The following is a 24682-nucleotide window of genomic DNA, read 5'->3' as shown; positions in this document are numbered from 1 at the left end:
GCGGGATGGACGAAGGCACGGCGGGGCAGGGCATGGCGATCACGTCGATGACTGGACATGTGGGCTGCTGGCCGTGGCCGGCCAGCAGCGAAGGCTTTCGCCCTTACTGCGCGCGTTCGATGATCGCCTGCGCATCCTCGATGAAGCTCTTGGCAGCCGCCTTGGCGTCCATGCGGGCGAGCACAACTTCCGTTCCGGTGCGCATGAAGGCATCGCGCACCTCGCCGGCACCCTTGGGGGCTGGCAAGGGCAGCGGGCCGACCTTGCTCTGGATCGCATTGAAATAGTCGACCGACAGCTTCTCGACGGGGGTCAGCTTGGGCGCCAGCGCCTCGCGCACTTTCGGGGAGGCGGGAATGCCGCGTTCCAGGCCGAGGATCTGGGTAATCTCCGGATCATTCACCCAGTCGTTCATGTAGGTGATGGCGGCGGCGGGGTCCTTCGCATCGCGCGAGAGCGACATGAACATTGACGGCTTGATGAACTGGCCGGGCGCCCCGCCCTTCTTGTGCGGCACCATGGCCGCGCCGATCTGATCCTTGGAGACCGCCTGGATGCCGACAAGCTGGTTCGACCAGAAATGCGACATGGCCGTATCGCCCACCGCAATGCCGGATTCGGCAATCGGTGCATCGAGAATGACCGTCTTGTCCTTGCCGCGCACAACGTCGGCCTTGCGCAGATCCGCCCAGAACTGCCAGTAGCTGGCGACGTCCTCGGCAGTTGCGGCCACCTTGCCATCCTTGTCGTAGAATTCGCGGCCGTTCTGGCGCGCCCAGGATTCGAAGGTCTCGATCATCAGCGAAAGGTCGTCGGAGCCTTTCACCTTGCCGCCGGATTTGGCGGTGATCGTCTGGCAGGCCTTGGCGAAGTCGTCCCAGGTCCAGTTGATCATGTCTGCATCGACACCGGCTTCCTTGAAGACGCGGGTGTTGTAGACCATCACCTGGCTGTTTGAGCCGATGTTGAGCGCATAGAGCTTGCCATCAACCTTGCCGCCGGCCAGCGGACCCTGGTCGAAGGAACCGATCATCAGCGTCTTGTCGATATAGGGATCGAGCGGCAGAATCGCGCCGCGGCGCACATATTCGAACAGGAAGCGATAATCCATCTGCACCAGATCGGCCATGTTGCGGCCGGCCGTCTGGGTGGCCATCTTCGTCCAGTAATCGCCCCAGCCGATGGTTTCGCCGGAAACCTCGATGCCGGGATGCTTCTTCTGGAACAGGTCGATCACCGCGAAGGTGCGCTTGTCGCGCTCCGGATTGCCCCACCAGTAATGGCGGATGCGGGTGGCGGCGCGGGCGGGCAGGGCGCTGAGGGTTCCGGCGGCCAGCCCCGCGCCGATCGTGCCCAGAAGCCCGCGTCTTGTGATGTCGGTCATGATGTCCTCCTCCTTCGAAAAGCCGGCCTGCCTGCGGCAGCCGATCGTCTCCCGTTGATGTTCCTGCCACCGCGGCTGGGGTAGACGGCTCCTCCCGGTCCCCTAGGCGGTGGTCTGCTGCAGGCTAGATGTAGCTGTGCAGCAATTCCGTCAGGCAAAGCATGGCCATGGCCTGCCCGTAGGGCATGGATGTGCGCCGGATCTGCCGGTAGAAATCGAGATCGCTGCCCATGGCCGTCCCGAACGACACCTGCAGCAGTTCGCCCTCCGCGCTGATATTGTCCACGACGCCCTTCATCGCCCGCTCTGCCGTTTCCCGGTATTCGGGGCCGAGGTAACGTTTGCGCACGCCCTTCATCAGGCCGTAGGCAAAGCCTGCCGTGGCCGAGGCTTCGAGATAGCTTCCCGGATCGTCGATCAGCGTGTGCCACAGGCCGGATCCGTCCTGGTGCTCGCGCAGCGCGCTGGCCTGACGGCCGAACAGCGACAGCAGATGGCGGCGCAGCGGATCGCCCTCCGGCAGATCGACAAGCTCGATGAATTCCGGGATGGCGATGGTAATCCAGCTGTTGCCGCGCGCCCAGCGGGCCCGGGCGAAGTTGTGATTGCCGTCGAAGGTCCAGCCGTGGAACCACAGCCCGGTCTGGGTATCCAGCAGATATTGCGCGTGCACCAGGAACTGGTACTTGGCTTCGGCGACGAATTCCGGCCGCTTCAGCAAAAGGCCGATCTTGGCAAGCGGCATCACGCTCATCATCAGCGTGTCGTCCCAGAGCTGCTGGTCGTTCACGCTGTTGTAGACGATGTGCTGAAGGCCGCCTTCGCGGGTGCGCGGCATCTCGTGCATTACCCATTCGGCCCAGGTTTCCAGATAGGGCAGGAAACGCGGATCCGGGCTCATCTCGTAGAGATGGGCAAGCGTCAGGAACGGGGCGACGGTGTTGACGTTCTTGGTCGGTGTGCCTTCGGCAAGACGCGCCTCGAACCAGTCCCGGATGATGGTCATCGCCGTCTGATTGCCGGTCTGCTGCCAGTATTTCAGCAGGCCGTAGAGCGCGATGCCATGGGTCCATTCCCAGCCGGCCCAACCCTTGGTATCAATGACGCGCCCATCCTCAAGCCTGAGGAGAAATTCGCCCGTCTTGTCCTCGATATGGATGAGATTGTCGGCGAGGCGATCGATCAGGGCGCAGACGTCGTCACGGCCGATGAAGGTCGACCTCTGCCGCAGAAGCGGATGCATGCTTTCAACTCCTCCCCAGTTGAAAAATTTTCGGAACGATGTTCCAAAAAGCAGCAGATCACACTCCGCCACGCTTTTCAACGAGGATTCTCGCGCCCTTTCCGCTTTGGCTGGCCAGGCAAGGGTTGCTTGACAGGCGATGGGCGGAATTTCAGAATGCAGTTCCGAAAAAATGAGAAGAATGGATTCATGTCGGAAACGCCCTCGCGGCCGGAGCAGGCGGCCGCCGTCATCAAGGTCTTTGCGGTGCTGGAAGCGCTGGCCGGCGGGCGCCGTTCCAGCCTCGCCGAGCTTGCGGAGACGGCGGCGACCTCGAAGACCACGGCGCACCGTCTGCTGCAGACCATGGTCGATCTCGGCTATGTGGAACAGGATGGCGAGACGGAGAAATACGGGCTGACGCTGCGGCTGTTCAGCCTCGCGGCCCGTTCGTTGCACGAACGTGACGACCTGCTGAGGGCGGCCGACGGCCCCATGGGCAAGCTCTCGCGTGCCACCGGCGAATCCATCAATCTCGGCGTGCTGGACAGCCGCGAGCAGAAGGTCGTGTACATTCACAAATATGACGCGGCCTTCAGTCTTTCGATGACCTCGACGCTTGGCCTGCGCAATCCCCTGCACAGCACGGCGCTCGGCAAGGCGCTGCTTGCCTTTCGTGACGAGGAGGATGTGCAGGAACGGGTTGCCGGCATGGTTCTGGAGCGTCGTGCGCCGCGCACCATCACCGATCCCGCAGTGCTGGTCGAGGCGCTCCGACAGGTTCGCTCGCGCGGCTATGCGGAGGAGGTGGAGGAAAGCGAGGCGGGGGTGCGCTGCATGGCGGTGCCCGTATTCGACCACCTGCGACGGCCGATTGCCGCGATTTCGATCTCCTTTCCGCTGCTGCGCTTCGACGAGGCGCGCAAAGCTGACTATGTCCGCCTGCTGACCGATTGTGGTAAGGCCGTCTCGGAGGCTCTCGGCTGTCCCGCCGGGATCGCCGAACCGGCATCGTGAGACGCCGTGAACCGGGGGAGGGCGATCAAGGCTGCGGTCGCGATGCCCCGCCTGGCATGTACGAAGCGTTGCGGCCTCCCGCCTGATCGAAGGGACAGCGCGCAGGTTCACTCACCGGCGTCGGATTGCGCTCGGAGCGAAAGGCAGCGGAGCGTTCATAGGCGAGCCTGCGCAGCCGCATGATCTGGCCGAGCGGCTGGTGCGCGGCGATGCCGTTCCAGGGGGAAAACTTCATCCCGTCATCCACCCGTTCGGCGCGTTCCCTGCTCCAGGCGGTCTGCGGACCGGCAGTAATGGTCGCCACGGTGAAATAGGGACTCCTGTCCTCGTCCCACGGCGCCATCGGATCTTCCACCGGCATCGTCTCAAGATCGGTGCAGAGCTGGGCCTTCAGGTGCCACACCGCGGTTTGCGTCTCGAAGAACTCCTCGATGAGATGGCGATGGGCGTCCGGGTCATCCGTGACCCGCACCGGGCGGTCGACAAGATCCTTGAGGTTTGCCGAGGCCGGGACCACGCCGAGCTTGGCGATGAAGGCGCCGTAGCGCAGGGGAACCTGGGTGAAGAAGCTCTCGCCCAGAATGTGCGTCATCGGCTGTCCGCCCATCACCTTCAACGGGGTCAGTTCCTTGCCGACCTTTTCTGCCGCGCCTTCCACGCCGCGCAGGATCTTCGACAGGATCTTCTTGGCGCCTTCCACTCGGTCGGTGGTGGCGGCGAGGAGCTTCAGATTGGCAAGAAAGGCCTCGCCGCTCGGCGAGTTGAACACCTTGCCGTTCACCATCACGAAATCCTGGGAGGTGGATTGCTGCGCACCGGCAAGCCGTTCGCCGGGCACATCGAGGATCTTCAGGGCCATGCCGCGCGGTGCGGACACGCTGTCGTGCAGGATGTCGCCAGGCGTCGTGGAGATCCGGATGACTGCATCATAGGTGGCGGGGCGGGCAAACAGGCCCTGTGCCAGCTCCGGCGGCAGGTTGTCATGCACTTCGACCTCGGCGCCGAGCAGCGCATGGCTCTTGGCATGCACGCAGCGGATCGCATGCGCGCTGTCGGCATAGGTCCTGTGGGCGATCGACAGCATCGTGTCGCTGAGCGCCTTCGCAAGCTGCGGCTCGTCGGGATGAATGTCCTCGACGCCCTGGTGATAGCGGATCGGGTTTGCGGGCAGCCTCGTCATTCTGCAGCCTCCTTGGCGAAAAGCACCTTGTCGATGGTGATCGGGAAATGGCGGACCCGCGTGCCGGTCGCGTGATAGATCGCGTTGGCGACGGCTGCGGCGACGCCGACGATGCCGATCTCGCCAAGCCCCTTGACCCCGAGAGGGCTTGCCATGGCGTCGTGTTCCTCCACGAAGATCACGTCGATATCGGCAATGTCGGCATGGGCGGGGATATGATATTCCGCGAGATTGTGGTTCATGATGCGGCCGAGGCGGTGGTCCGTCATGCCTTCCTCGTGAAGGGCCATGCCGATCCCCATCACCACGCCGCCGAGGATCTGGCTGCGCGCCGTTTTCGGATTGAGGATGCGGCCGGCGGCCACGGCGATGACGACGCGGCTGACGCGGATCACCCCCACTTCGTCATCGATGCGAACCTCGACGAAAATGCCGGAATGGGTGTAGCTGACGAATGTCTTTGCCTGCGCCGCATCGGGCGCCACCTCGGCCTCCTCTTCGATGAAGGAGAGACCGGCCGCGTCGAGGATGTCGTCCAGCGCAACGCCCGCCTGGTCGTTGATCTCCATCACCAGACGTCCGCCGCGGATCGCGGTCTGTTCGACGCTCAGTTCAGCCAGCGGCGAGCCGGGCATCGTGCGGGCATGGCGGAGCAGCGTGGCCTGCACGGCCCTTGCAGCCGCCTGCACGGCCGAACCGGTGGACGCTGCGGTCCACGAGCCGCCCTCGACCGATGTCTTCGGCAACGACGAATCGCCGATCTCCACCGTCACCTGTTGCGGCAGCACGCCGAATGCATCCGCGCCCACCTGGGCAAGGACCGTCCATGTGCCGGTTCCGATGTCGGAGGCTGCAGCGGACACGGCGACCTTGCCCCCCTTGGAAAGCCGGGCGCGCGCCGTGGCCTGCGTCAGTGTCGCCTCCCAGATACCGGTCGCCATGCCCCAGCCGATCAGGTCCTGCCCGTCCCGCATCGAGCGAGGCTTGGGTGACCGCTGCGCCCAGCCGAAGCGGGCGGCACCCTCCCGGTAGCAGGCATGCAGCGCCTTGGAGGTCAGTTGCAGGTCCTCGTTCTGGTCGACATGAACGAAATTCAGCACCCGCATCTCCAAGGGATCGAGGCCGACTGCATAGGAGAGTTCGTCGATTGCGCATTCGAGGGCGACAAAGCCGGTCGCAGCCCCGGGCGCACGCATGTCGCCCGGCGTCGAGACATTCATCGCCGCCAGTTCGTAGCTCAGTTGCACATTGTCGCATCTGTAGGCGAGGCCCGACCAGTTCACGACGGTTTCCTGGTAATCCTCGTGAACCGACGTGGCCGCGATGGCATCGTGCAGGATGGCCACCAGATGTCCTTCGGCATCGGCCGCCATCTTCACGCTCTGCACCGTGGCCGGGCGCCAGCGCATGTAGAACATCTCCTGGCGCGACAGCTCGAGCTTGACCGACCGCCTGAGGTCGAGTGCGGCAAGCGTGGCGAGGAAAACCTGGTGGCCGGGGCGCAGGCCGGAGCCGAAGGCGCCGCCGACGAAGTAATTGTAAACGCGGACGTTTTCCGGCTGAAGTTCAAAGATCCCGCAGAGATAGCCCTGCACATTCTGCGAACCTTGCGTCTTGTCATGGACAGTCAGGCGGCCTTCGCCCTCGTAGATGACGGTCGAGCCGAACAGTTCCATGGGATTGTGGTGTTCGCCTTCCAGCCAGTATTCCGCCGAAATCCGGTGCGGCGCACGGTCATAGGCGGCCTGTGGCTCGCCACGCGGTGGCGGGGGCGGCGCGATACCGTTGCGTTTCTGCTTCGGCACATAGGCATCCTGGCGCGCGGCCGAAAGATCCGTTGTCGGCTCTTCGGCGGCGTAGGAGACGCGGATCAGCGCCGCCGCGTCGCGGGCCGCCTCGAAGGTCTCGGCGATCACGAGCGCCACCGGCTGGCCATCGAACAGGATGCGATCGTTCTCCAGCGGACGGAACGGATGACCCGGCAGAGCCACCTCGTCCTTCCAGGAACGATCCCACCATGCAGTACGCGGACGGTTTTCATGGGTATAGATCTTCACGACGCCCGGCACGGCCGCGGCATCGGCAAGATCGAGCCTTGTGATGCGGCCACGGCCGATCGTGGCGGTGGTGACGAAGCCGTGAAGACAGCCTTGCGGATGATGTTCCGCCGCATAGGGTGCCGTTCCCGTCACCTTTTTCGGACCGTCGATACGGGCCAGCGGAAAGCCGATCAGGCGGCCGGTATCTGGCGTGGTCTGTGCCATTGTCGCCTCCTCAGCGAACGCGCTTTTCGGCCTGGATCTGCGACGTGCCGGCCGCGGCCTGGGCGAGTGCGCGCACAATCGCCTTGCGGGCCATCGGGATCTTGAAATCATTGCCGCCCTGGCCCTTCGCACCGGCAAGGAGCCGGTCGGCGAGCGCCTCGAAGGTTTGCCGCGTGGCGGGCTGGCCTGCCACCTCCGCCTCCGCCAGGGGATCGCGCCAGGGCTTGTGGGCCACCCCGCCAAGGGCAACCCGCACATCAAGGATTCGGCCCTCCTCGATATCGAGGGCGGCGGCCGCGGAGACCAGCGCGAAGGCATAGGAGAGGCGATCGCGCAGTTTCAGATAGCTGTGATGCCGCGCAAAGCGCCCGCCCGCCACGCGCACCGCCACGACGATCTCGCCCGGCTGCAGCGTGTTGTCACGCTCCGGATGCGCCCCCGGCAGGCGATGGAAGGCGAGGAAGGGGATCTCGCGCGATCCTTCGGGCCCAGCGACCTCGACCGTGGTATCGAGGGCCGCGAGCGCCACGCACATGTCGGAGGGATGGGTGGCAATGCAGGTCTCCGAGGCGCCGAGAATGGCGTGGATGCGGTTCACGCCGCCGATGGCCGAACAGCCCGTACCGGGTTCCCGCTTGTTGCAGGGCGTGGCCGGGTCGTAGAAGTAGTAGCAGCGGGTCCGCTGCAGCAGATTGCCGCCCGTGGTGGCGGCATTGCGCAATTGCGGCGAAGCGCCGGCCAGGATCGCGGAAGACAGGAGTGGCAGCATGTCCGTCACCGCCGGATCATGGGCGACCTCGGCGTTGGTGGTCAGTGCGCCGAGCCGCATCTCGCCGTTTTCGCCGGTCTCTATCATTCTCAGGGGAAGATCGTTGATGTCGATGACCGCAGTCGGATGCGTCACGTCATACTTCATCAGGTCGACCAGATTGGTGCCACCGGCCAGCACCTGTGCGCCGGGCTCGGCCATCAGCGCGGAAACCGCATCGGACACCGCGGTGGGGCGGAGATAGCTGAAGGGTCTCATTCGGCGGCCTCCGGCTGGTTGGAGCGGGAGGTTGCGGCCATCACGTCCTCGATCGCATCGGCGATGTTGGTATAGGCGCCGCAGCGACAGAGATTGCCGCTCATCAGCTCGCGGATCTCCTCGCGCGACCGGGCGTGGCCCTCCGCCAGAAGGCCGGCGGCGGAACAGATCTGCCCCGGCGTGCAATAACCGCATTGATAGGCATCATGTTCGACAAAGGCCTTTTGCAGCGGATGCAGGTTTTCCGGGGTGCCAAGCCCCTCGATGGTGGTGATCTGCGCCCCGTTCAGGCTGACGGCGAGCTTCAGGCAGGAATTGATCCGCTGCCCGTCGATCAGCACCGTGCAGGCGCCGCACTGGCCGTGGTCGCATCCCTTCTTGGTGCCGGTCAGCGTCAGCGGTCCGCGCAGCAGGTCGAGCAGGGTGACGAAGGGCGCCAGGTTGAGGTCGTGGCGTTTCCCGTTGATGGTGAGCATCACCGGCACGGTCGGGGAAGTGGTGCGTGCGGGGCCGTGGAGCATGGCATCTTCCTGTGTTGGGGCGGGTTATTGTCGAAAGAACCGCCGCACGGGAAGAATTGTTCCGGCTTTCCGCATCGGCGAAAACCGTTGCCGAGGCCCCTGCATGTCGCCGCCTCGGGCTGTATCGCCCGACCGCCGGAGGCATCGCCGCAAGACTGGCGGCCGGCCGCGGCAGGCTGTTTCGGGCGCTGCTGTCAGGCGCCGAGCGTGCGCTCCAGCACCGAAAGCCAGTTGCCGTGGGCGACCTTCTGAAGCGCTTCCCGATCAAAGCCGCGCGCCTGCAGGGCGTTCATCAGCAGGGGAAGGCCGGCCGCATCCTTCAGCGCCTCGGGAACCGTGGTGCCGTCGAAATCCGAGCCGAGCGCGACATGATCGATGCCGATGCGGTCGGCGATGTAGATCACATGGTCGGCGATGCGCTCCAGCGGAGTGTCGGGGTTCTTCATGCCGTCCTCGCGCAGGAAAAGCACGCCGAAATTGATGCCGACCAGGCCGCCGGTGTCGCGGATGGCGTCGAGCTGGCGGTCCGTCAGGTTGCGGCTGTGGGGGGAGAGCGCATGCGCGTTCGAATGCGAGGCGACGAGCGGTGCATCGGAAAGCTTCGCGATGTCCCAGAAGCCCTGCTCGTTCATGTGCGAGAGATCGACCATGATCTTCAGGCGGTTGCAGGCGCGGATGAGATCCTTGCCGGCCTCCGTCAGGCCCGGGCCGATATCCGGCGAGGAGGGGAAGCGGAACGGCACGCCGTGCGCGAAGATGTTCGGGCGGCTCCACACCGGTCCCAGGCTGCGCAGTCCTGCCTGATGCAGCACGTAGAGTGCGTCGAGATCGGCGCCGGCGGCCTCGATGCCCTCGATGTGGAAAACGGCGGCAAAGCGGTTCTCGGCCATGGCGCTGCGGATCTCGCCGACGCTGCGGCAGACCTTCAGCGCGCCGCCGGCACGGGTCTCCAGATCAAACAGCAGGCGTGCCATGGCCAGTGTCTCGTTCAGCGCATCCGCCTGGGCCGGGGCGACGAAATCGCCACTGGCATCCGGGCGGCCACTGGGGGAGGGGATGAAGATGGCGCAGAGGCCGCCGGCCAGCCCGCCGGCGCGTGCCCGCGGCAGGTCGATATGGCCGCCCGTCTCGCCCTCCAGAAAGCCCTGGATCGGATCGCCGGTCTGTGCGCGGCGCATCCGCAGCAGAACGTCGTTGTGACCGTCGAAGACGGGGAGGGGGGCAGCCTGTGTCATGGGAGCATCCGTGAAGTCAGAGGAGGGACTGTCGAAGAGGTAGGCAAGGCGGGCGGAAGGCGCAATTGCAAACCGCGCATAACCCTTTCGAAAAACGGAATTGGTCGCGGCCGAATCGCGCTGGTAAGACGGATCGCGACAACAGGATTGCGGCGAAACCGTGCCGGGGCCCGGCCCAAGCGGGTTTCCGGCACGCCGCAACCAGCGCAAAAAGGGGAATGAATTCCATGGTTTCAAGACGCCAGTTTCTGATCGGCGGCGCAGCAGTGCCGTTTTTGTCCTATCTCGATCTCGCAACGACTGCCTTTGCCGATACGCCGAAGGATATTCTCGTCGTGGCGCAGCAGCTCGACAACATGACGAGCCTTGATCCGCACGAAAGCTTCGAGGCGGTGGGCGGCGAAGTCATCAGCAACATGTATCAGAAGCTGGTGCGTGCCAATGCGGAAGACCCCTCCAAGGTCGATCCGGTTCTGGCCGCTTCCTGGGAAGCCGATGCCGAGGGCAAGGTCTTCACCTTCAAGCTTGCCAGGGCCACCTTCTCCAGCGGCGCGCCGGTGACGGCCGAGGATGCCGCCTTCTCCCTGCAGCGCGCCATCAAGATGAACAAGGGTGCGGCCTTCATCATCAACCAGTTCGGCTTCACGGCCGACAATGTCGAGAGCCGCATCGTTGCCAGCGACGACACGACGCTGGTCCTGACCACCGAGAAGCCGACGGCCATCGCCTTCCTGCTCTACTGCCTCTCCGCCAATATCGGCGCTGTCGTCGAGAAGAAGGTCGTGCTGGCCAACGAGGTGAATGGCGATCGCGGCAATGCATGGCTGCAGAAGAACAGCGCCGGTTCCGGCAGCTTCGTCCTGCAGTCCTGGAAGGCAAGCGAAAGCATTGCGCTGACCGTCAATCCGCATGGTCCCTACAAGGGCAATCTGAAGCGCGTCATCCTGCGCCACGTCACCGATCCGTCGGCGCAGTTGCTGATGCTTCAGAAGGGCGATGTCGATATCGCGCGTGACCTGACCTCCGAGCAGCTGAAGACGCTGCAGGGCGACCCGACGATCACCCTGGTGCGCAAGCAGATCGCTTCGCTTGTGCTGATGTCGCTCAACCAGAGCAATGCCAACCTCGCCAAGCCGCAGGTCTGGCAGGCGGTCAAGTGGGCGCTGGACTACAAGGGCATGCAGGAAAACATCGTGCCGCTGACGCACACCATCCACCAGAGCTTCGAGCCGGCCGGCTTCCCCGGCGCGATCGACGACACGCCCTTCCAGAAGGACGTCGCCAAGGCCAAGGCGCTGATGGCGGAAGCTGGGCTTGCCGATGGCTTCGACATCACGCTCGATCACTATGCGGCACAGCCCTATCCGGACCTTGCCCAGACCATCCAGGCCAATCTCGGCGAGATCGGCATCCGGGTGAAGCTGCAATCGGCCGAAAACCGCCAGGTTCTCACCAAGATGCGTGCCCGCCAGCACGAGATGGCGCTGTCGGCCTGGGGCACGGATTACTTCGATCCGAACTCCAATGCGGAAGTGTTCAACATCAACAAGGACAATTCCGACGACGCCAAGTCCAAACCCTTCCTGTGGCGCTCCAACTTCAAGAACGACGATTTCGCCGCCAAGGCGGAAGCGGCCCGTGACGAGAAGGATCCGGCCAAGCGCATCGCGCTCTACGAGGCCCTGCAGCGTGAGCACATGAACAACAGCCCCTTCGTGTTCATGTTCCAGACGGTGCGCACCGCAGCCTGCCGCACCGCCGTCCAGGGTTTCCGTCTCGGCGTGCTCTCCGAGGCCAATTCCTACCAGGAGACGACAAAGGCTTGACCCGGCGGATCAAATCCTTTTCCGCCATGCTGGGCAGCGTGATCCTCACGCTGCTCGGCCTGACGGTCATCACCTTCCTGATCGGCCGCGTCATGCCGGTCGATCCGGTCATTGCCGCCGTGGGCGACAATGCACCGGAGGATGTCATCGTGCGGGTGCGCGCGGAAATGGGGCTCGACCAGCCGCTGCCCGTGCAGTTCCTCCATTATCTCGGCCAGCTGGCGCATGGCGATCTCGGCATGTCGGTGCTGACCAAGAATCCGGTCACCCAGGATATTGCCCGGGTCTTCCCGGCAACCTTCGAGCTGGCAACCGCCGCACTGCTGCTGGCGGCGCTGATCGGCATCCCGCTCGGCGTCTGGGCGGCCGTCCGCCAGGGCTCGCTGACGGACCAGGCGATCCGCGTCGTCTGCCTCGCCGGCCATTCCGTGCCGGTCTTCATGCTGGCGCTGATCTCGCTGCTGGTCTTCTATTCCGCGCTCGGCATCGCGCCGGGCCCCGGTCGGCAGGACATCATCTATGACGGCATGATCGATCCGGTCACGGGCATCCTGACCATCGACACGCTGCTGGCAGGCGATCTCGACGCCTTTCGCGATGCGCTGGCGCACATGGCGCAGCCGGTGGTAATCCTTGCCTATTTCAGCATGGCCTATATCGCCCGCATGACGCGCGCCTTCATGATCGATGCGCTGAAGGGCGAGTTCGTCATCACTGCGCGCGCCAAGGGTCTGTCGCTGTCCACCGTCATCTGGGGCCATGCTTTCCCGACAGTTGCCGTGCAGCTGGTCACCGTGCTTGCGCTGACCTATGCCGGGCTTCTGGAAGGGGCCGTGGTAACCGAAACCGTCTTCTCCTGGCCGGGCATCGGGCAGTATCTCACCGCCTCGTTGATGAATGCCGACATGAATCCGGTGATCGGCGCAACACTGCTGATCGGGATCATCTATGTCGGCCTGAACCTCGTCGCCGATCTTCTCTATCGCCTGCTGGACCCCCGGGTACAATGATGCTTGCAACATTCCGACACTGGGCGCTCGACGAAAACCCTTCGTCCCGCCGACAGGCCGCCTGGGGCAATCGCTACCGGATCTGGCTTTCGCTGCTCTCCAACGCGCTTGGCATGATCGGCCTTTCGATCATCCTCGCCTTCGTGGCCCTCGCCATCCTTGCGCCGCTGCTGGCCACCCATGATCCGGCAGCACAGGATCTGGCCAACCGGCTGGCGCGTCCGAGTGCCGCCCACTGGCTGGGAACCGATGAGCTTGGCCGCGACATCTATTCGCGCATCCTGTTCGGCGGGCGCGTGACGCTCGGCATGGTGATCGCCGTCGTCGTCCTGATTGCGCCGATCGGCCTCGCCATCGGCTGTATTGCCGGCTATTTCGGCGGCATCGTCGACACCGCCCTGATGCGGCTCACCGACATCTTCCTCGCCTTTCCGCGCCTCGTCCTGGCGCTTGCCTTCGTGGCGGCGCTGAAGCCCGGCGTCGAAAGCGCGATCCTGGCGATCGCGCTCACCGCCTGGCCGCCCTATGCGCGACTGGCCCGGGCCGAGACGCTGACGGTGCGCGGCAGCGATTTCATCGCCGCCTACCGGCTGACCGGCGCCTCATCCTGGCGCATCATCTTCCGGCATGTGGCGCCGCTCTGCACGCCGAGCCTCATCGTACGCGTGACGCTCGACATGAGCTCGATCATCATCACGGCGGCGAGCCTCGGCTTCCTCGGCATGGGGGCACAGCCGCCTTCCCCGGAATGGGGAGCGATGATCGCCACGGCCAAGCGCTTCATCTTCGAACAGTGGTGGGTGGCGACCATTCCCGGCATCGCGATCTTCCTCGTCTCGCTTGCCTTCAACTTCCTGGGCGATGCGCTGCGCGACGTCCTCGATCCGAAGGGGGCCTGAACCATGCTGGTGGAGATCAAGAACCTGAGGATCGGCTTCGAGAGCCGCACCGGTCTGACCGAGGCGGTGCGGGGCGTCTCCCTCACGCTCGGCACGGAAAAGCTCGGCATCGTCGGCGAAAGCGGATCCGGCAAGAGCCTGACGGCGCGCGCGCTGATGAAGCTTCTGCCGAAGCAGGCCCGCATTGCCGCCGATACGCTCGCCTTCGACGGCATCGACATCCTGACGGCGGACGAGCGTCGCATGCGCCAGATCCGCGGCAGGCGTGCCGGCTTCATCCTGCAGGATCCCAAATATTCGCTGAATCCGGTCAAGACCATCGGTTCGCAGGTGGCGGAAGCCTGGCGCACCCACAAGGGCGGCAGCCGGCGCGAGGCCATGGAGGCGGCGATCGCGCTGCTGGAGCAGGTGAAGATCCGCGACCCGCGCGCAGTGGCAACATCCTATCCGCATGAAGTGTCCGGCGGCATGGGCCAGCGCGTCATGATCGCCATGATGCTGGCGCCCGATCCGGAACTCCTGATCGCCGATGAGCCGACCAGCGCGCTCGATGCCACCGTGCAGGCGGAAATCCTGCGCCTCATCGAGGAACTGGTGTCCGAGCGCGGCATGGGGCTTCTGCTGATCAGCCACGACCTGCCGCTCGTCTCGCATTTCTGCGACCGGGTGGCGGTGATGTATGCGGGGCGGGTGATGGAGGAACTGAAGGCTTCCGAACTACTTTCGGCCCGCCATCCCTACACGAAGGGCCTGATCGACTGCATGCCCTCGCTGTCGCATCCACGGGCGCGGCTGCCTGTTCTCACGCGTGATCCGGAGTGGCTGGCATGACGATCGAGGTCGACAATCTGCGTATCCGTTTCGGAACGCGCGAGGTGGTGAAGGGTGTGTCCTTCCGGGTCGAGGGCGGCGAAAGCTTCGGCATCGTCGGCGAAAGCGGTTCCGGCAAGTCCACCGTGCTGCGCGCCATGGCCGGCCTGAACCAGCAGTGGGACGGCCGCATCGCCTTTTCTGGCAGGATGGTGGAGGGACGACGGGAGCCCGCCTTCTTCCGCACGGTGCAGATGGTGTTCCAGGACCCCTATGGCTCGCTGCATCCGCGCCAGACGATCGACCGCATCCTCAGCGAACTGCCGCTCGTTCACGGCATGGACGGCATCGACCGTCGCATTGCCAAAGTGCTGTCGGACGTGGCCTTGCCGCAGAGCGCGCGCTTCCGCTATCCGCACCAGCTTTCCGGCGGGCAGCGCCAGCGCGTGGCCATCGCCCGCGCCCTGATCGCCAATCCGCAGGTGCTGCTGCTCGACGAGCCGACCAGCGCGCTGGATGTCTCGGTGCAGGCGGAAATCCTCAACCTGCTCTCCGATCTCAGAGCCGAGCGCAGGCTGACCTATGTGATGGTCAGCCACAATCTGAGCGTCATCGCCCATCTGTGCGGCCGGGTCGGCGTGATGATCAATGGCGAGATGGTCGAACAGGTGAGCGCCGAGGATCTGCGTCTCGGCCGCGTCCACCACCCGCATACGCTGGAGCTGCGCAGCCTCAGCGTGGAACTGGAAGAGCCGGTCTGATGGATCGGCACATGGCATGATTGCGAGGATCACGAATGGCGAAGTCACTGGACTGGAGCGCGGCGGCCCGCGCCGTCAAGGCGTTCACCGATACCTGGCAGGCTGAGGCGCCGGGCGGCGCCGTCATCGGCTTCGATGTGAACGGCATTCGCTTCGCGCAGGCCGGCGGCTTGGAAAACCTCGCCACCCGGACGCCCTTCACCTGTCGCAGCGTGGTCCGCTATGCCTCTGTCACCAAGCACGCCTTCTCGGCAATGGTGCTGTCCCATCCGGATGAGATCGGTCTCGACGATCCGCTTGGCCGCCACCTGCCGGAACTGCTGGAACCGCTTGCCTCCGTGACGGTGGGGCAGGCGCTCGACATGAGCGGCGGCCTTCCCGACACCCGTGAGTGCCTGACGCTTCTCGGTCTCTCGGTGTTTACCGAAACCCGGGCGCCGGCGCTTTTCGACTATCTGTGCCGCCAGACCCGCCTGAACTATCCCGCCGGCACGGAGATATCCTACTCCAACACCGGCTACCGGCTGGTGGAGGCGGCGCTCGCCCGCAAGGGGCTGTTCTTCCGCCCCTTCATCCGCGAAGCCGGCTGGCAGGCAAGCGCCATTCTCGACGCACCGGAGGGCTGGAACGATCCGGTCGACGGTCTGATGCCGGGCTATTGGCATGACGGTACAAGCTGGCAGCTTTCGGCCGCCGGCCTGCATATTTCCGCCTCCGGCAGCATGACCGGCAGCGCCGAAAGCCTGATGAACTGGCTGCGGGCGCTGATGACCGGGCAGGGCCGGTTTGCCGGCCTGCTCGAACGGCTCTCGCAGCCGCGCCGGCTCGCCGATGGACGCATCACCGGCTATGGCCTCGGCCTGCGCCAGACCTGGCTGGGCGATCGCAGCCTCATCGGCCATGGCGGCTCGCACCCCGGCTACAAGACCTATTTCCTGCTCGATCCCGAGGAAGGCACCGGCTTCGTCATCGTCTCGAACCGCGAGGATACCAACGGCTACAAGATTGCGCTGGAGGCCATGGCGGGGCTGAACGGGCTTCCGCTGCCGGTCGCCTCGACGGCGCTGGCCGACGGGCTTTACGTGACCGAACGGGAACCCTGGTGGATCGAGGTGAAGGGCAGCACCGTCACCTGGCTCGATGCGGACGAGAGCGTCTACGAGGATGCCGATGGCTGGGCGAGTTCGCGCTCCGCATCCTCGCCGATGCGGCTGCGGATGGAGGGCGCCGCGATTGTCGGCGAGGTGGGCCATGTGCCCCGGCGTTTCCTGCCGGCCGATGCGACCGCCTCCGCCAGCGATCTTTCCGGCCGCTGGGAAAACGAGGAGGGGGCCTGCTTCGACATCGAGGAGGGCGCGGTGATCATGGGCATCGGGCCGGTGCGTCAGCGCATGCCGCTTCGCCCACTCGGGCAGGGGCGCTTCCTGTTCACCCTGCGCGACGGCCCCTGGACCAAGCGCGTCTGCCTGCACCGCCTGGGCGACGGTCATGTGGAACTGGTGCTCAGCCGCGCCCGCATGATCGAATATCGCCGCCGACGCTGAACGGGGTTTTCTTGGTCGCCCTCACGCACTACACGGGAGGAACGGCATCCGTTGCCGGTCCTGGCCGAGGGAGCGGGAATTGGAAGTCAAATGGCTTGAGGATTTTCTGGCGCTTGCGGCGACGCTGAACTTTTCCAAGGCGGCGGACGAGCGGCATGTCACGCAATCCGCCTTCAGCCGGCGCATCAAGCAGCTGGAAGGCTGGGTGGGTGCAACGCTGATCGACCGGGCCACCTATCCCTCGCGCCTCACCGAGGCGGGGGAACGCTTCGTGCCGGTTGCCGAACAGACGCTGCAGGCGCTCTATCAGGCGCGGCGCAATCTCCAGCACGAGGACGGGACCGATGCCCGGCGCGTGACGCTGACGGCGCTGCACACGCTGTCCTTCACCTTCTTTCCCGACTGGCTGAAGGCCATCAGCCGACGGGTGGGGCCGATCGTCTCGCACCTGCGGCCGGATTCCGGCAGCATGGAGGAAAACCTGAACTCGCTGGTGGATGGCCATTCCGATTTCCTGCTGACCTATCAGCATGTGCATGTGCCGATGCTGCTCGACGTGCAGTTCGAACATCATCGTCTGGGCGTCGAGAACATCGTGCCGGTCAGCGCGCCCGATGCCGATGGGCTGCCACGCCACCGCATCGAGCCGGGCTTTGCCCATGTCAGCTATCAGAAGAGCTCGTTCTTCGGCCAGCTGATCGCCGGCGCGATTGCCGATCGCCTGCCGGCGGAAAACCGGGTGCATGTCGGTAGCATGTCGGTTGGCCTGAAGGCCATGGCCCAGGCCGGCTGGGGCATTGCCTGGGTGCCGGAAAGTCTGGTGGCTGCGGAACTTTCCGCCGGGCAGCTGGTGCGCGCCGGCAATGCGGAATGGGATATTGCCGTCGAGATCCGCCTTTATCGCTCGCGGGAAAACCGCCGCCCGGTGGTGCGCACCATCTGGGCGGCGCTGAGCGAGGCCTGAGGAGGCAAGCCGCCCAGGCTGGGTCTCCTCGCCTCAGATTGCCGTCCTGCGGGCATGCTCCATGTAGAGCGCGCGCAGGCGCCGGAAGATCGGTCCCGGCGTTCCGTCGCCGACCGGCCGGCCGTCGATATTGGTGATCGGCACGATGAAATTGGTGGCGCTGGTCAGGCAGGCCTCGCGGGCGCAGCGTGCTTCCTCGACGCTGAAGGCGCGCTCCTCGAACGGCAGGCCGGTTTCCTCTGCAAGCTGCAGGATGGCAAGCCGCGTGCAGCCGGGCAGCGTTGCCCGCGAGGCGCCGCGGGTGACGATGCGTCCTTCCTGCGTGACGATATAGGCGGTGGAGGAGGCGCCCTCGGTGATCAGGCCGTCTTCCTCCATCCAGGCCTCGTCGAAGCCGTCTGCCTTGGCAGACCGCTTGGCGAGCACCTGCGGCAGCAGGCAGACGCTCTTGATGTCGCGCCGCGCCCAGCGCTGGTCTGGCACGATCTTCACCTTCACGCCGCGCTCCACTGCCGCCACATGCTCCAGCGTCTTTGCCTGGGTGAACATCAGCAGCGTCGGGGCAAGATCGTCCGAATAAAGGAAATTGCGATCTTCGACGCCGCGGGTGAACTGCAGATAGATGAGGCCCTCGTTGAGATTGTTCTCGGTGATCAGGCGCTTCTCGATGGCGACGATCTCATCGGTCGAGATAGGCAGCCTGCCGCCGATCTCGCCGACACTGCGTTCCAGCCTCGCCATATGCAGGGCACTGTCGATCAGCTTGCCGTCCAGCACGGCGGTCACCTCGTAGATGCCGTCGCCGAACAGGAAACCACGGTCGAAGATGGAAAGATGCGCCTCGTTTTCAGGCAGGAAGGCGCCGTTCAGATAGACGGTGCGGATCGTCTGGTTCGACATGGGTACTCCGGACAGGAAGGAAGGGGAGGGATCAGCGGCCCGAAAGCGCCGCGCGGGAGATGGCGCGGATCGTTGCGGGCCTGCCGCTTGCGGCATTGAAGCCGGTCATCGTGGTGGCCATGGTGAGCGAATTGAGGATGGCTTCCTCGGTCGCCTCGATGGCCGCTTCGAAGAGGGGAGAGACGAGGTCGTTGGGAAAGGCTGGTGTTGCGGCAAGCGCTGCGCGCCGGGCCGGCGTGCGCCGCACCGCCTCGGCTGTCGAGAAGGCCAGCGCATAATCGCCCGAACCGTTGCTGAGGGCAGCCCCGGTGCGGGCCAGCCCGCCGAAGCAGCGTTCCGCCAGCCGCGTCAGATTGCGCGAACAGAGCGGCGCATCCGTTGCGGCGATGATGACGATCGAGCCGTCGCGGTCATGTTCCAGGAGTCCGTCATAGGCGCGCCCGGCGATGGTCAGGCGCCCGCCGTAATTGGACTGCACGAGGATGCCCAGCCGATAGGTTTCGCCGCCGACGGGCACGAGGCGCGAACTTGTGCCGATGCCACCCTTCAGGCCGAAAGCCACGGTTCCCGTGCCGGCACCGACGCATCCTTCCGCCACCGCACCGCCCGTGGCCAGCTCCAGCGCCGCCAGCATCTCCTCGGCGGAGGGGCGGGCGGCGCGGATGTCGTTGAGGCGGGAATCATTGGTCTCGCCGACAACGGCATTCAGCGAGACAACCCGTTCATTGCCGGGCCGGGCGAGCGTGAAGCGGTTGATCGCTTCGATGGCACGCCCGACGGCGAGCGTATTCGTCAGCAGGATCGGCGTCTCGATCTCGCCGAGTTCCGCGATCTGGGTGGCGCCGGCGAACTTGCCGAAGCCGTTCAGTACCGCAAGCCCGGCCGGCACCTTGTCCTGAAACAGGTTGCCGGGATGCGGCAGGATGGCGGTCGCGCCGGTGCGGGTGCGGTCCCCCTCATTCAGCGTGACATGCCCGACCGCCACGCCGTCCACGTCGGTGATTGCGTTCAGCGCCCCGGTCTCGAAACGGCCGATGGTGATGCCGAGGTCGCGCAGGCGTGCGGGAGGGGTATCTGTCATGGCAAAGCAATCCGTGCCGGGTTCTCGTGCCCCAAGGGGTTGGGCCCCGGGTCCTGGCCAGTCTTAGCGCCTCGCCCGGACAAACGGCAGGAGAAAAACGGAATAGTTTCAGACCGAGTTTGCAAGGAAAAGATGCTTGCCCTCAGGCGTTCGGTCCTCCGACCGGGCCCGGCGCTGCGCAGGCGCTGGCCGCCCCGGCACGATGACGGGCCGCAGAGGTCGTTGCCGTGGCCGGCCTTGCGCAGCGCCGGCGCGTATCGGAATGTTCACCGCGAGGGCCGCTGATCACGGCGCACGGCCGCACCTCAGGCGACGCGCTCGCCGGCACGCCAGACGGCACGGACAACCGGCACGCCGGCCTGGCGGCGCACGCGGACCAGATCGGCCCGCAGACCCGGTGCAATGCGGCCCCGGTCATCAAGGCCAACGGTCCGGGCGGGCGTTGATGTGACCATGGCCAATGCCTGCGGCAGCGAAATTCCCTCCAGTTCGTCGGCGAGAACGAAGGGGGCATGCAGGAGGCTGAGCGGCACATAGTCGGAGGACATCACGTCGAGAACGCCCTTGGCGGCCAGATCGCGCGCGGCGATATTGCCGGAATGGGATTTGCCGCGCACCACATTGGGAGCGCCCATCAGCACGCTCATGCCGGCTTTGTGCGAGGCAATGGCCGCTTCGACACTGGTCGGGAATTCCGCAAGCCTCACCCCGTGGCCGACCGCTTCCTCGACATGCTCCAGCGTTGCATCGTCATGGCTGGCCACCGTGATATCCCGGCGCCGGCACAGCGCCGCCAGATGCTCGCGATGCGGGGCGGCATAGCGGGCCGAAGCTTCCTGCCGGCGCTCGACGAAGATGCGGAAGGCTTCGTCGGAAAGGCCGCGCTTGGTCTTGTAGTAGAGCGTGTAGTGTTCCATCGTCTGGAACTGCCGCTGGCCGGGCGCGTGGTCCATCAGGGAAATCAGCCGCACGGCCGGGTCTTCCTCGAAATCAGCCACATGCTGCAGCATGTCCGGTGCCGACACTTCGCAGCGCAGATGCAGCAGGTGGTCGGCCCGCAGCCGCTCCTCCTTCTCCGCCAGCTGGATGGCGTCTGCCATCTCGCGCATTTCGCCGGGCTTGAAGCCGCCGTCCTCGTCGGAGCCCATGCGCAGGCAGTCGAAGACGGTGGTGATGCCGGAGGTCACCACCTGCGCATCATGCGCCTGGATGGCCGAGATCATGTTCCAGCGTACGCCGGGGCGGGGCGAATAATGGCTTTCCAGATGGTCGGTGTGCAGTTCCACGAGGCCGGGGATGAGGTAATCGCCGCCGAAATCCTCTCCCGTCGCGCTGCGACCCTCGGAAATATCGGCAATCCGGCCGTCGATGATCTGGATCGATCCCTCGACGATCCGGTCTTCCAGAACGATGCGGGCATTGGCGAAAATGGTCTCGGGCATGGGTGTTTCCGTCATGACATGGCAAGGGCCGGCAAGAGGCCGGCCTGAAGGGAGGGGGCTGCCGCCCGCCTCAGTGATGGCGCTTGCCGATCAGGCGCGAGCGCAGGGCGTTCGAGATGGTATCGAAGATAAAGACGACGATCAGGATCAGCACCACCATGTAGGCGACGTTTTCCCAGTCGGAATTGGTACGCATCGCCTCCCAAAGCTTCAGGCCGATGCCGCCGGCGCCGACCGCGCCGATGATGGTGGCCGAGCGGGTATTGCTTTCCCAGAAATAGAGCGCCTGCGAGGCAAACACCGGCAGCACCTGTGGCAGGACGCCAAAGCGCTGTACGGCAAGCGGCGAGGCACCCACCGACTTCACGCCCTCGCGCTGCTTGTCGTCGATGTTCTCCAGCGCCTCGGCATAGAGCTTTCCGAGCGTGCCGGTGTCGGTGAAGAAGATCGCCGAAATGCCGGCCAGCGGTCCAGGCCCGAAGGCGCGCGTGAAGAACAGCGCCCAGATGAACATGTCGACCGACCGCTGGAAATCGAAGAAACGCTTGGTCACCTGGTTCACGGGCCGGTTGCGCGTGATGTTGCGCGCGGCAACGAAAGACAGCGGAAAGGCAATGAGCGAGGCAAACAGCGTGCCGACAAAGGCCATGACGATCGTCTGCAGCAGCTTCGTCCACACGTCGAGATGCTGCCAGGACGGATTGTAGAGAATGTTGTCGATGGCAAGCGAGAGGTTGCTGCGGCTGGGGTCGAGGCGGTCGCCCGACCAGATCAGACGCATCACCTCGCCGAAGGACTTGCCGAAGAAGGGCGAGTCTATGTCGAAGAAGAAGCCTTCCCAGCCGAGATAGCGCTTGTGCACCCGCACCGCATCGTCGCGGATTTCCGCCCAGCCGGAAAAGCCGAAGGACACGACGACCTTTTCGCCCGGTGCGCGCTGGGTGGCCCAGGACGGCAGACTGCCGCGGGGGGTGACGCCATCGGTACCGATGGAGATCGAAAGCGGCTGCCCGTTACGCGTCACCGTGACCGCCGGTGGGCCGATCTCGATCGTGTCGGATGCGTTCATCCGGACGACGGCATGCGTGACGACTTCCTCGGTGCGCGTTTCCGTCTGCGCTGCGCTGCCAGCGGCAGCGGTGCCGCTGGCCGAGGGTGCCATGAAGGAGAAGGAGGATTTGGGCTGGGTGGAACTTGGTGCCGCCGCCGCCGGTGCGGTGATGGTCCGTGTCACCACTTCGCGTCTGGCCGTAATCCAGTCCGGATTGGGGTTCGGGCCGATCGGATCGAAGCGCGAGAACTCGATCTGCATCGTTCCATCCTTGTGGATGGTAATGTCAGGCCTCTCCTCGTAGGAGATCCAGTCGGCCAGATAGTTGCCGGCAATGTTCCAGCTGGCGCTGCCCAGCACGTGGCCGATGGCAAAGAACCACCAGCAGAACATCAGATAGAGAATGGTGGCCGTGGCGATCACGGGAACGCGGAAACGGCTCCAGAAGGGCGGCGTCAGCAGGTGCGGATGGCGGGCTGCGACAGCTTCGAGTTCGGCGGCAGTCAGGCTGTGCATGGTCTGGTCCTCACACGACGGCCTGGAAGGCCTGGTCACCGACCAGCTTGCGGCGCAGCCAGGCGGAGAGCTGGTCCACCGCGATGATGGTGATGAAAAGAAGAAGTACGATGGCCAGCGTCTTGGCTTCGTGACCGCGGCTGATCGACAGGCGCAACTGCTCGCCGATGCCGCCGCCGCCAACGGCGCCGATGATGGTGGAGGCGCGCACGTTGATTTCGAACCGCAGCAGGAAATAGCTGACGAAATTCGGCATCACCTGCGGCACCATGGCGAACCAGACCCGTTCGACCCAGCTGGCGCCAACCGCCTTCAGCCCCTCGTCCGGCTTCATGTCGGCGTTCTCGATCACCTCGAAGAACAGCTTGCCGAGTGCGCCGATCGTATGGATCGACACGGCGATCATGGCCGGGATCGGGCCGAGCGACAGGATGGCGAGGAAGAAGCCGGCCAGGACGATTTCCGGAAAGGCGCGAAGAAGTTCCATGAAGCGGCGAACCGAACCGCGCAGCCAGGGATTGCGCACCATGTTGCGCGCGGCGAAGAAGGACAGGATCGACCCGAAGAAGAAGCCGATGATCGTCGACATCAGCGCGATGTTGAGCGTTTCGGCCATCTTGTAGAAGTATTCGGGGATGTAGAAGCCGTCGGTGATGTAGTAGCGACCCTCGGGATAATCGAACTTCAGGCTGCCGTCGAAATAGGGCGAGGGCAGGTCGAAGAGGGCGCGCCAGACCTCGATCGGGTCGCGCGGCATCAGATCGCCGACAAAGTCGAACAGATGTGGCAGGCGGTCGAAGAACTTGCCGGAATTGCTGTCATTGGCAAACCAGAGCGATCCGGACAGCGCAACCAGCAGGATGGCAAGGCTCAGAAAGGTGTAGAAGCGGCGGCTGCGGGCAAGATCCTGCCAGTGTGCCTCGATCTGGGCACCACGTTCGCCGAGCGGAGAAAGGGGGAGGGGGGAGCGCTTGCCAGTCATCAGATCTTCCGGATGGGGCGCACCATCGCGCCACGGGCGAGACCGCCGGATGAAGGCATCCGGCGGCCGGTTTACATTGCCTTGCGGGCGATATCAGCCGCCGATGGTGGCCTTGCGGGCGTCGATGATCGGCTTGTAGAAGTCGACGTTGACTTCGGCGAAGCCCTTGAAGTCGCCGCCTTCGATGGCCGAGAAGCAGGCAGCGTCGGTCTTCGGCAGGTTCATCATGAAGGTCTTGAACTTGGTCTTCATGTCATCGTTCATCGAGGTGCGGACGACGATCGGGCCGTTCGGGATGAGCGGCGACTTCCACAGTTCGACCAGGTCGTCCATGTTGAGGATGCCCTTGTCGACCATCTTGCGCAGGTTGCCGGACGTGTAGCCGTCCTTGAAGTTGCCGACGCCCGAGCCCCAGGTCGTGCCGGCATCGAAGGTGCCCTTCAGCACTTCGAGAACCAGGTTCTCGTGGCCGCCGCCAAAGCCGGTGGAGCCGAAATATTCCTTGACCGGGGCGCTGCCGATGGCTTCCGGCAGGGTGACCGTCGGGATCAGGTAGCCGGAGGTGGAATCCGGATCGGCAAAGCCGAGCTTCTTGCCCTTCATGTCGGCCAGCGTCTTGATGCCGGAATCCTTGCGGGCGACCATGATCGAGTGGTAGCCCATGGAACCGTCGGTCTGAACGGTCGTCAGGATCGGTTCGACGGCCTTCGGATTGGCCAGATAGGCCTTGGCATAGCCGGAAGCGCCGAGTTCGGCGTAGTCGAGCGTGCCGCCGAGCAGGCCCTGGATGACGCCGTCATAATCGGCGGCCGGGAAGAGCGATACCTTCTGAACGCCGAGTTCGGTCTTCAGGTGATCGGCCAGGCACTGGAAGTTGCGCAGGCGGTCGGCTTCGTTTTCGCCACCGAGGATGCCGATGCGGAATTCCTTGAGGTCTTCGGCAGCAGCAGCGCCGGCGAGCGACAGAAGCGCTACGGCGGCAAGCAGGGTCTTCTTCAACATGGGATCATCTCCTGTCAGAGCGGGTGCATGAATGGTGGTCAACG

Annotated in this window: 21 protein-coding genes; 8 read left to right on the top strand and 13 right to left on the bottom strand. The window is 64.8% G+C overall.

What is annotated here, in order from left to right; all coding sequences use genetic code 11:
* Positions 1-103: 103 nt before the first annotated feature.
* The gene (locus KLP42_RS17390; RefSeq protein ID WP_215568220.1) at positions 104-1384 is read right to left on the bottom strand and encodes an ABC transporter substrate-binding protein; all 1281 of its coding nucleotides are present in this window, start codon (positions 1382-1384) and stop codon (positions 104-106) included.
* A gap of 124 nt (positions 1385-1508) precedes the next feature.
* The gene (gene bglB / locus KLP42_RS17385; RefSeq protein WP_215568219.1) at positions 1509-2627 is read right to left on the bottom strand and encodes a beta-galactosidase BglB; all 1119 of its coding nucleotides are present in this window, start codon (positions 2625-2627) and stop codon (positions 1509-1511) included.
* A gap of 189 nt (positions 2628-2816) precedes the next feature.
* Here bglB and kdgR point away from each other — a divergent pair, with 189 nt between their 5' ends.
* Positions 2817-3623, top strand: coding sequence for a DNA-binding transcriptional regulator KdgR (kdgR, locus tag KLP42_RS17380; protein WP_215568218.1), 807 nt, complete (start codon positions 2817-2819; stop codon positions 3621-3623).
* Between the two features lie 25 nt (positions 3624-3648).
* On the opposite strand, the gene KLP42_RS17375 is transcribed toward kdgR, so the two are convergent.
* The 5 genes from KLP42_RS17375 to KLP42_RS17355 form a co-directional block, all read right to left on the bottom strand.
* Positions 3649-4803, bottom strand: coding sequence for a catalase family protein (locus tag KLP42_RS17375; protein ID WP_215568217.1), 1155 nt, complete (start codon positions 4801-4803; stop codon positions 3649-3651).
* Positions 4800-7067: a xanthine dehydrogenase family protein molybdopterin-binding subunit gene (locus KLP42_RS17370; protein ID WP_215568216.1), complete on the bottom strand. Its 2268-nt coding sequence runs from the start codon at positions 7065-7067 to the stop codon at positions 4800-4802. The genes KLP42_RS17375 and KLP42_RS17370 overlap by 4 nt, the downstream gene beginning before the upstream one ends.
* A 10-nt stretch (positions 7068-7077) precedes the next feature.
* A complete protein-coding gene (locus KLP42_RS17365) occupies positions 7078-8094 on the bottom strand; it encodes an FAD binding domain-containing protein (protein ID WP_215568215.1) in 1017 nt (338 codons plus the stop codon).
* On the bottom strand, positions 8091-8615 hold the full coding sequence (locus KLP42_RS17360; protein WP_215568214.1) for a (2Fe-2S)-binding protein: 525 nt from the start codon (positions 8613-8615) through the stop codon (positions 8091-8093). The genes KLP42_RS17365 and KLP42_RS17360 overlap by 4 nt, the downstream gene beginning before the upstream one ends.
* A 194-nt stretch (positions 8616-8809) precedes the next feature.
* Positions 8810-9850: a dipeptidase gene (locus tag KLP42_RS17355; protein WP_215568213.1), complete on the bottom strand. Its 1041-nt coding sequence runs from the start codon at positions 9848-9850 to the stop codon at positions 8810-8812.
* 227 nt (positions 9851-10077) lie between these two features.
* Between KLP42_RS17355 and KLP42_RS17350 the strand changes: the two genes are divergently transcribed.
* The 7 genes from KLP42_RS17350 (at position 10078) to KLP42_RS17320 (ending at position 17664) form a co-directional block, all read left to right on the top strand.
* Positions 10078-11676 carry an ABC transporter substrate-binding protein gene (locus KLP42_RS17350; RefSeq protein ID WP_215568212.1) on the top strand — a complete coding sequence of 533 codons (1599 nt, stop codon included), beginning with the start codon at positions 10078-10080 and terminating at the stop codon, positions 11674-11676.
* Positions 11673-12686 (top strand): ABC transporter permease, encoded by a 1014-nt coding sequence (locus KLP42_RS17345; RefSeq protein ID WP_215568211.1) that lies wholly within the window; start codon positions 11673-11675, stop codon positions 12684-12686. The genes KLP42_RS17350 and KLP42_RS17345 overlap by 4 nt, the downstream gene beginning before the upstream one ends.
* The gene (locus KLP42_RS17340; protein WP_215568210.1) at positions 12683-13585 is read left to right on the top strand and encodes an ABC transporter permease; all 903 of its coding nucleotides are present in this window, start codon (positions 12683-12685) and stop codon (positions 13583-13585) included. The genes KLP42_RS17345 and KLP42_RS17340 overlap by 4 nt, the downstream gene beginning before the upstream one ends.
* Positions 13586-13588: 3 nt before the next feature.
* A complete protein-coding gene (locus KLP42_RS17335) occupies positions 13589-14416 on the top strand; it encodes an ABC transporter ATP-binding protein (protein ID WP_215568209.1) in 828 nt (275 codons plus the stop codon).
* Positions 14413-15156, top strand: coding sequence for an ABC transporter ATP-binding protein (locus KLP42_RS17330; protein ID WP_215568208.1), 744 nt, complete (start codon positions 14413-14415; stop codon positions 15154-15156). Before KLP42_RS17335 ends, KLP42_RS17330 begins: the two co-directional genes overlap by 4 nt.
* Positions 15157-15191: 35 nt before the next feature.
* The gene (locus KLP42_RS17325) at positions 15192-16700 is read left to right on the top strand and encodes a serine hydrolase domain-containing protein (protein ID WP_215568207.1); all 1509 of its coding nucleotides are present in this window, start codon (positions 15192-15194) and stop codon (positions 16698-16700) included.
* A gap of 79 nt (positions 16701-16779) precedes the next feature.
* Positions 16780-17664 carry a LysR substrate-binding domain-containing protein gene (locus KLP42_RS17320; RefSeq protein WP_215568206.1) on the top strand — a complete coding sequence of 295 codons (885 nt, stop codon included), beginning with the start codon at positions 16780-16782 and terminating at the stop codon, positions 17662-17664.
* Positions 17665-17697: 33 nt separating this feature from the next.
* Here KLP42_RS17320 and KLP42_RS17315 read toward each other — a convergent pair whose 3' ends face one another.
* From KLP42_RS17315 to phnD, 6 genes are all read right to left on the bottom strand, one after another.
* Positions 17698-18564 (bottom strand): D-amino-acid transaminase, encoded by an 867-nt coding sequence (locus KLP42_RS17315; RefSeq protein WP_215568205.1) that lies wholly within the window; start codon positions 18562-18564, stop codon positions 17698-17700.
* 31 nt (positions 18565-18595) lie between these two features.
* Positions 18596-19645, bottom strand: a complete 1050-nt coding sequence (locus tag KLP42_RS17310; protein WP_215568204.1) for a P1 family peptidase — start codon at positions 19643-19645, stop codon at positions 18596-18598.
* Positions 19646-19950: 305 nt separating this feature from the next.
* Positions 19951-21087: an alpha-D-ribose 1-methylphosphonate 5-triphosphate diphosphatase gene (locus tag KLP42_RS17305; protein ID WP_215568203.1), complete on the bottom strand. Its 1137-nt coding sequence runs from the start codon at positions 21085-21087 to the stop codon at positions 19951-19953.
* Between the two features lie 70 nt (positions 21088-21157).
* Positions 21158-22654 (bottom strand): phosphonate ABC transporter, permease protein PhnE, encoded by a 1497-nt coding sequence (phnE, locus tag KLP42_RS17300; RefSeq protein WP_215568202.1) that lies wholly within the window; start codon positions 22652-22654, stop codon positions 21158-21160.
* Between the two features lie 10 nt (positions 22655-22664).
* Positions 22665-23636, bottom strand: coding sequence for a phosphonate ABC transporter, permease protein PhnE (phnE, locus tag KLP42_RS17295; protein WP_215568201.1), 972 nt, complete (start codon positions 23634-23636; stop codon positions 22665-22667).
* Positions 23637-23729: 93 nt separating this feature from the next.
* Positions 23730-24638, bottom strand: a complete 909-nt coding sequence (phnD, locus tag KLP42_RS17290; RefSeq protein WP_215568200.1) for a phosphonate ABC transporter substrate-binding protein — start codon at positions 24636-24638, stop codon at positions 23730-23732.
* Positions 24639-24682: the final 44 nt, after the last annotated feature.

It is taken from the genome of Rhizobium sp. CSW-27 (assembly GCF_018760785.1).
GTDB lineage: Bacteria > Pseudomonadota > Alphaproteobacteria > Rhizobiales > Rhizobiaceae > Neorhizobium.
Note: the sequence above shows the minus strand (reverse complement) of the source record. Positions and strands in the feature narration are given on the sequence as shown.

Excerpts from the sequence above, each read along its gene's own strand:
- KLP42_RS17390 (WP_215568220.1), bottom strand. The coding sequence starts at position 1,384 with ATGACCGACATCACAAGACGCGGGCTTCTGGGCACGATCGGCGCGGGG.
- bglB (WP_215568219.1), bottom strand. The coding sequence starts at position 2,627 with ATGCATCCGCTTCTGCGGCAGAGGTCGACCTTCATCGGCCGTGACGAC.
- kdgR (WP_215568218.1), top strand. The coding sequence starts at position 2,817 with ATGTCGGAAACGCCCTCGCGGCCGGAGCAGGCGGCCGCCGTCATCAAG.
- KLP42_RS17375 (WP_215568217.1), bottom strand. The coding sequence starts at position 4,803 with ATGACGAGGCTGCCCGCAAACCCGATCCGCTATCACCAGGGCGTCGAG.
- KLP42_RS17370 (WP_215568216.1), bottom strand. The coding sequence starts at position 7,067 with ATGGCACAGACCACGCCAGATACCGGCCGCCTGATCGGCTTTCCGCTG.
- KLP42_RS17365 (WP_215568215.1), bottom strand. The coding sequence starts at position 8,094 with ATGAGACCCTTCAGCTATCTCCGCCCCACCGCGGTGTCCGATGCGGTT.
- KLP42_RS17360 (WP_215568214.1), bottom strand. The coding sequence starts at position 8,615 with ATGCTCCACGGCCCCGCACGCACCACTTCCCCGACCGTGCCGGTGATG.
- KLP42_RS17355 (WP_215568213.1), bottom strand. The coding sequence starts at position 9,850 with ATGACACAGGCTGCCCCCCTCCCCGTCTTCGACGGTCACAACGACGTT.
- KLP42_RS17350 (WP_215568212.1), top strand. The coding sequence starts at position 10,078 with ATGGTTTCAAGACGCCAGTTTCTGATCGGCGGCGCAGCAGTGCCGTTT.
- KLP42_RS17340 (WP_215568210.1), top strand. The coding sequence starts at position 12,683 with ATGATGCTTGCAACATTCCGACACTGGGCGCTCGACGAAAACCCTTCG.
- KLP42_RS17335 (WP_215568209.1), top strand. The coding sequence starts at position 13,589 with ATGCTGGTGGAGATCAAGAACCTGAGGATCGGCTTCGAGAGCCGCACC.
- KLP42_RS17330 (WP_215568208.1), top strand. The coding sequence starts at position 14,413 with ATGACGATCGAGGTCGACAATCTGCGTATCCGTTTCGGAACGCGCGAG.
- KLP42_RS17325 (WP_215568207.1), top strand. The coding sequence starts at position 15,192 with ATGGCGAAGTCACTGGACTGGAGCGCGGCGGCCCGCGCCGTCAAGGCG.
- KLP42_RS17315 (WP_215568205.1), bottom strand. The coding sequence starts at position 18,564 with ATGTCGAACCAGACGATCCGCACCGTCTATCTGAACGGCGCCTTCCTG.
- KLP42_RS17310 (WP_215568204.1), bottom strand. The coding sequence starts at position 19,645 with ATGACAGATACCCCTCCCGCACGCCTGCGCGACCTCGGCATCACCATC.
- KLP42_RS17305 (WP_215568203.1), bottom strand. The coding sequence starts at position 21,087 with ATGCCCGAGACCATTTTCGCCAATGCCCGCATCGTTCTGGAAGACCGG.
- phnE (WP_215568202.1), bottom strand. The coding sequence starts at position 22,654 with ATGCACAGCCTGACTGCCGCCGAACTCGAAGCTGTCGCAGCCCGCCAT.
- phnE (WP_215568201.1), bottom strand. The coding sequence starts at position 23,636 with ATGACTGGCAAGCGCTCCCCCCTCCCCCTTTCTCCGCTCGGCGAACGT.
- phnD (WP_215568200.1), bottom strand. The coding sequence starts at position 24,638 with ATGTTGAAGAAGACCCTGCTTGCCGCCGTAGCGCTTCTGTCGCTCGCC.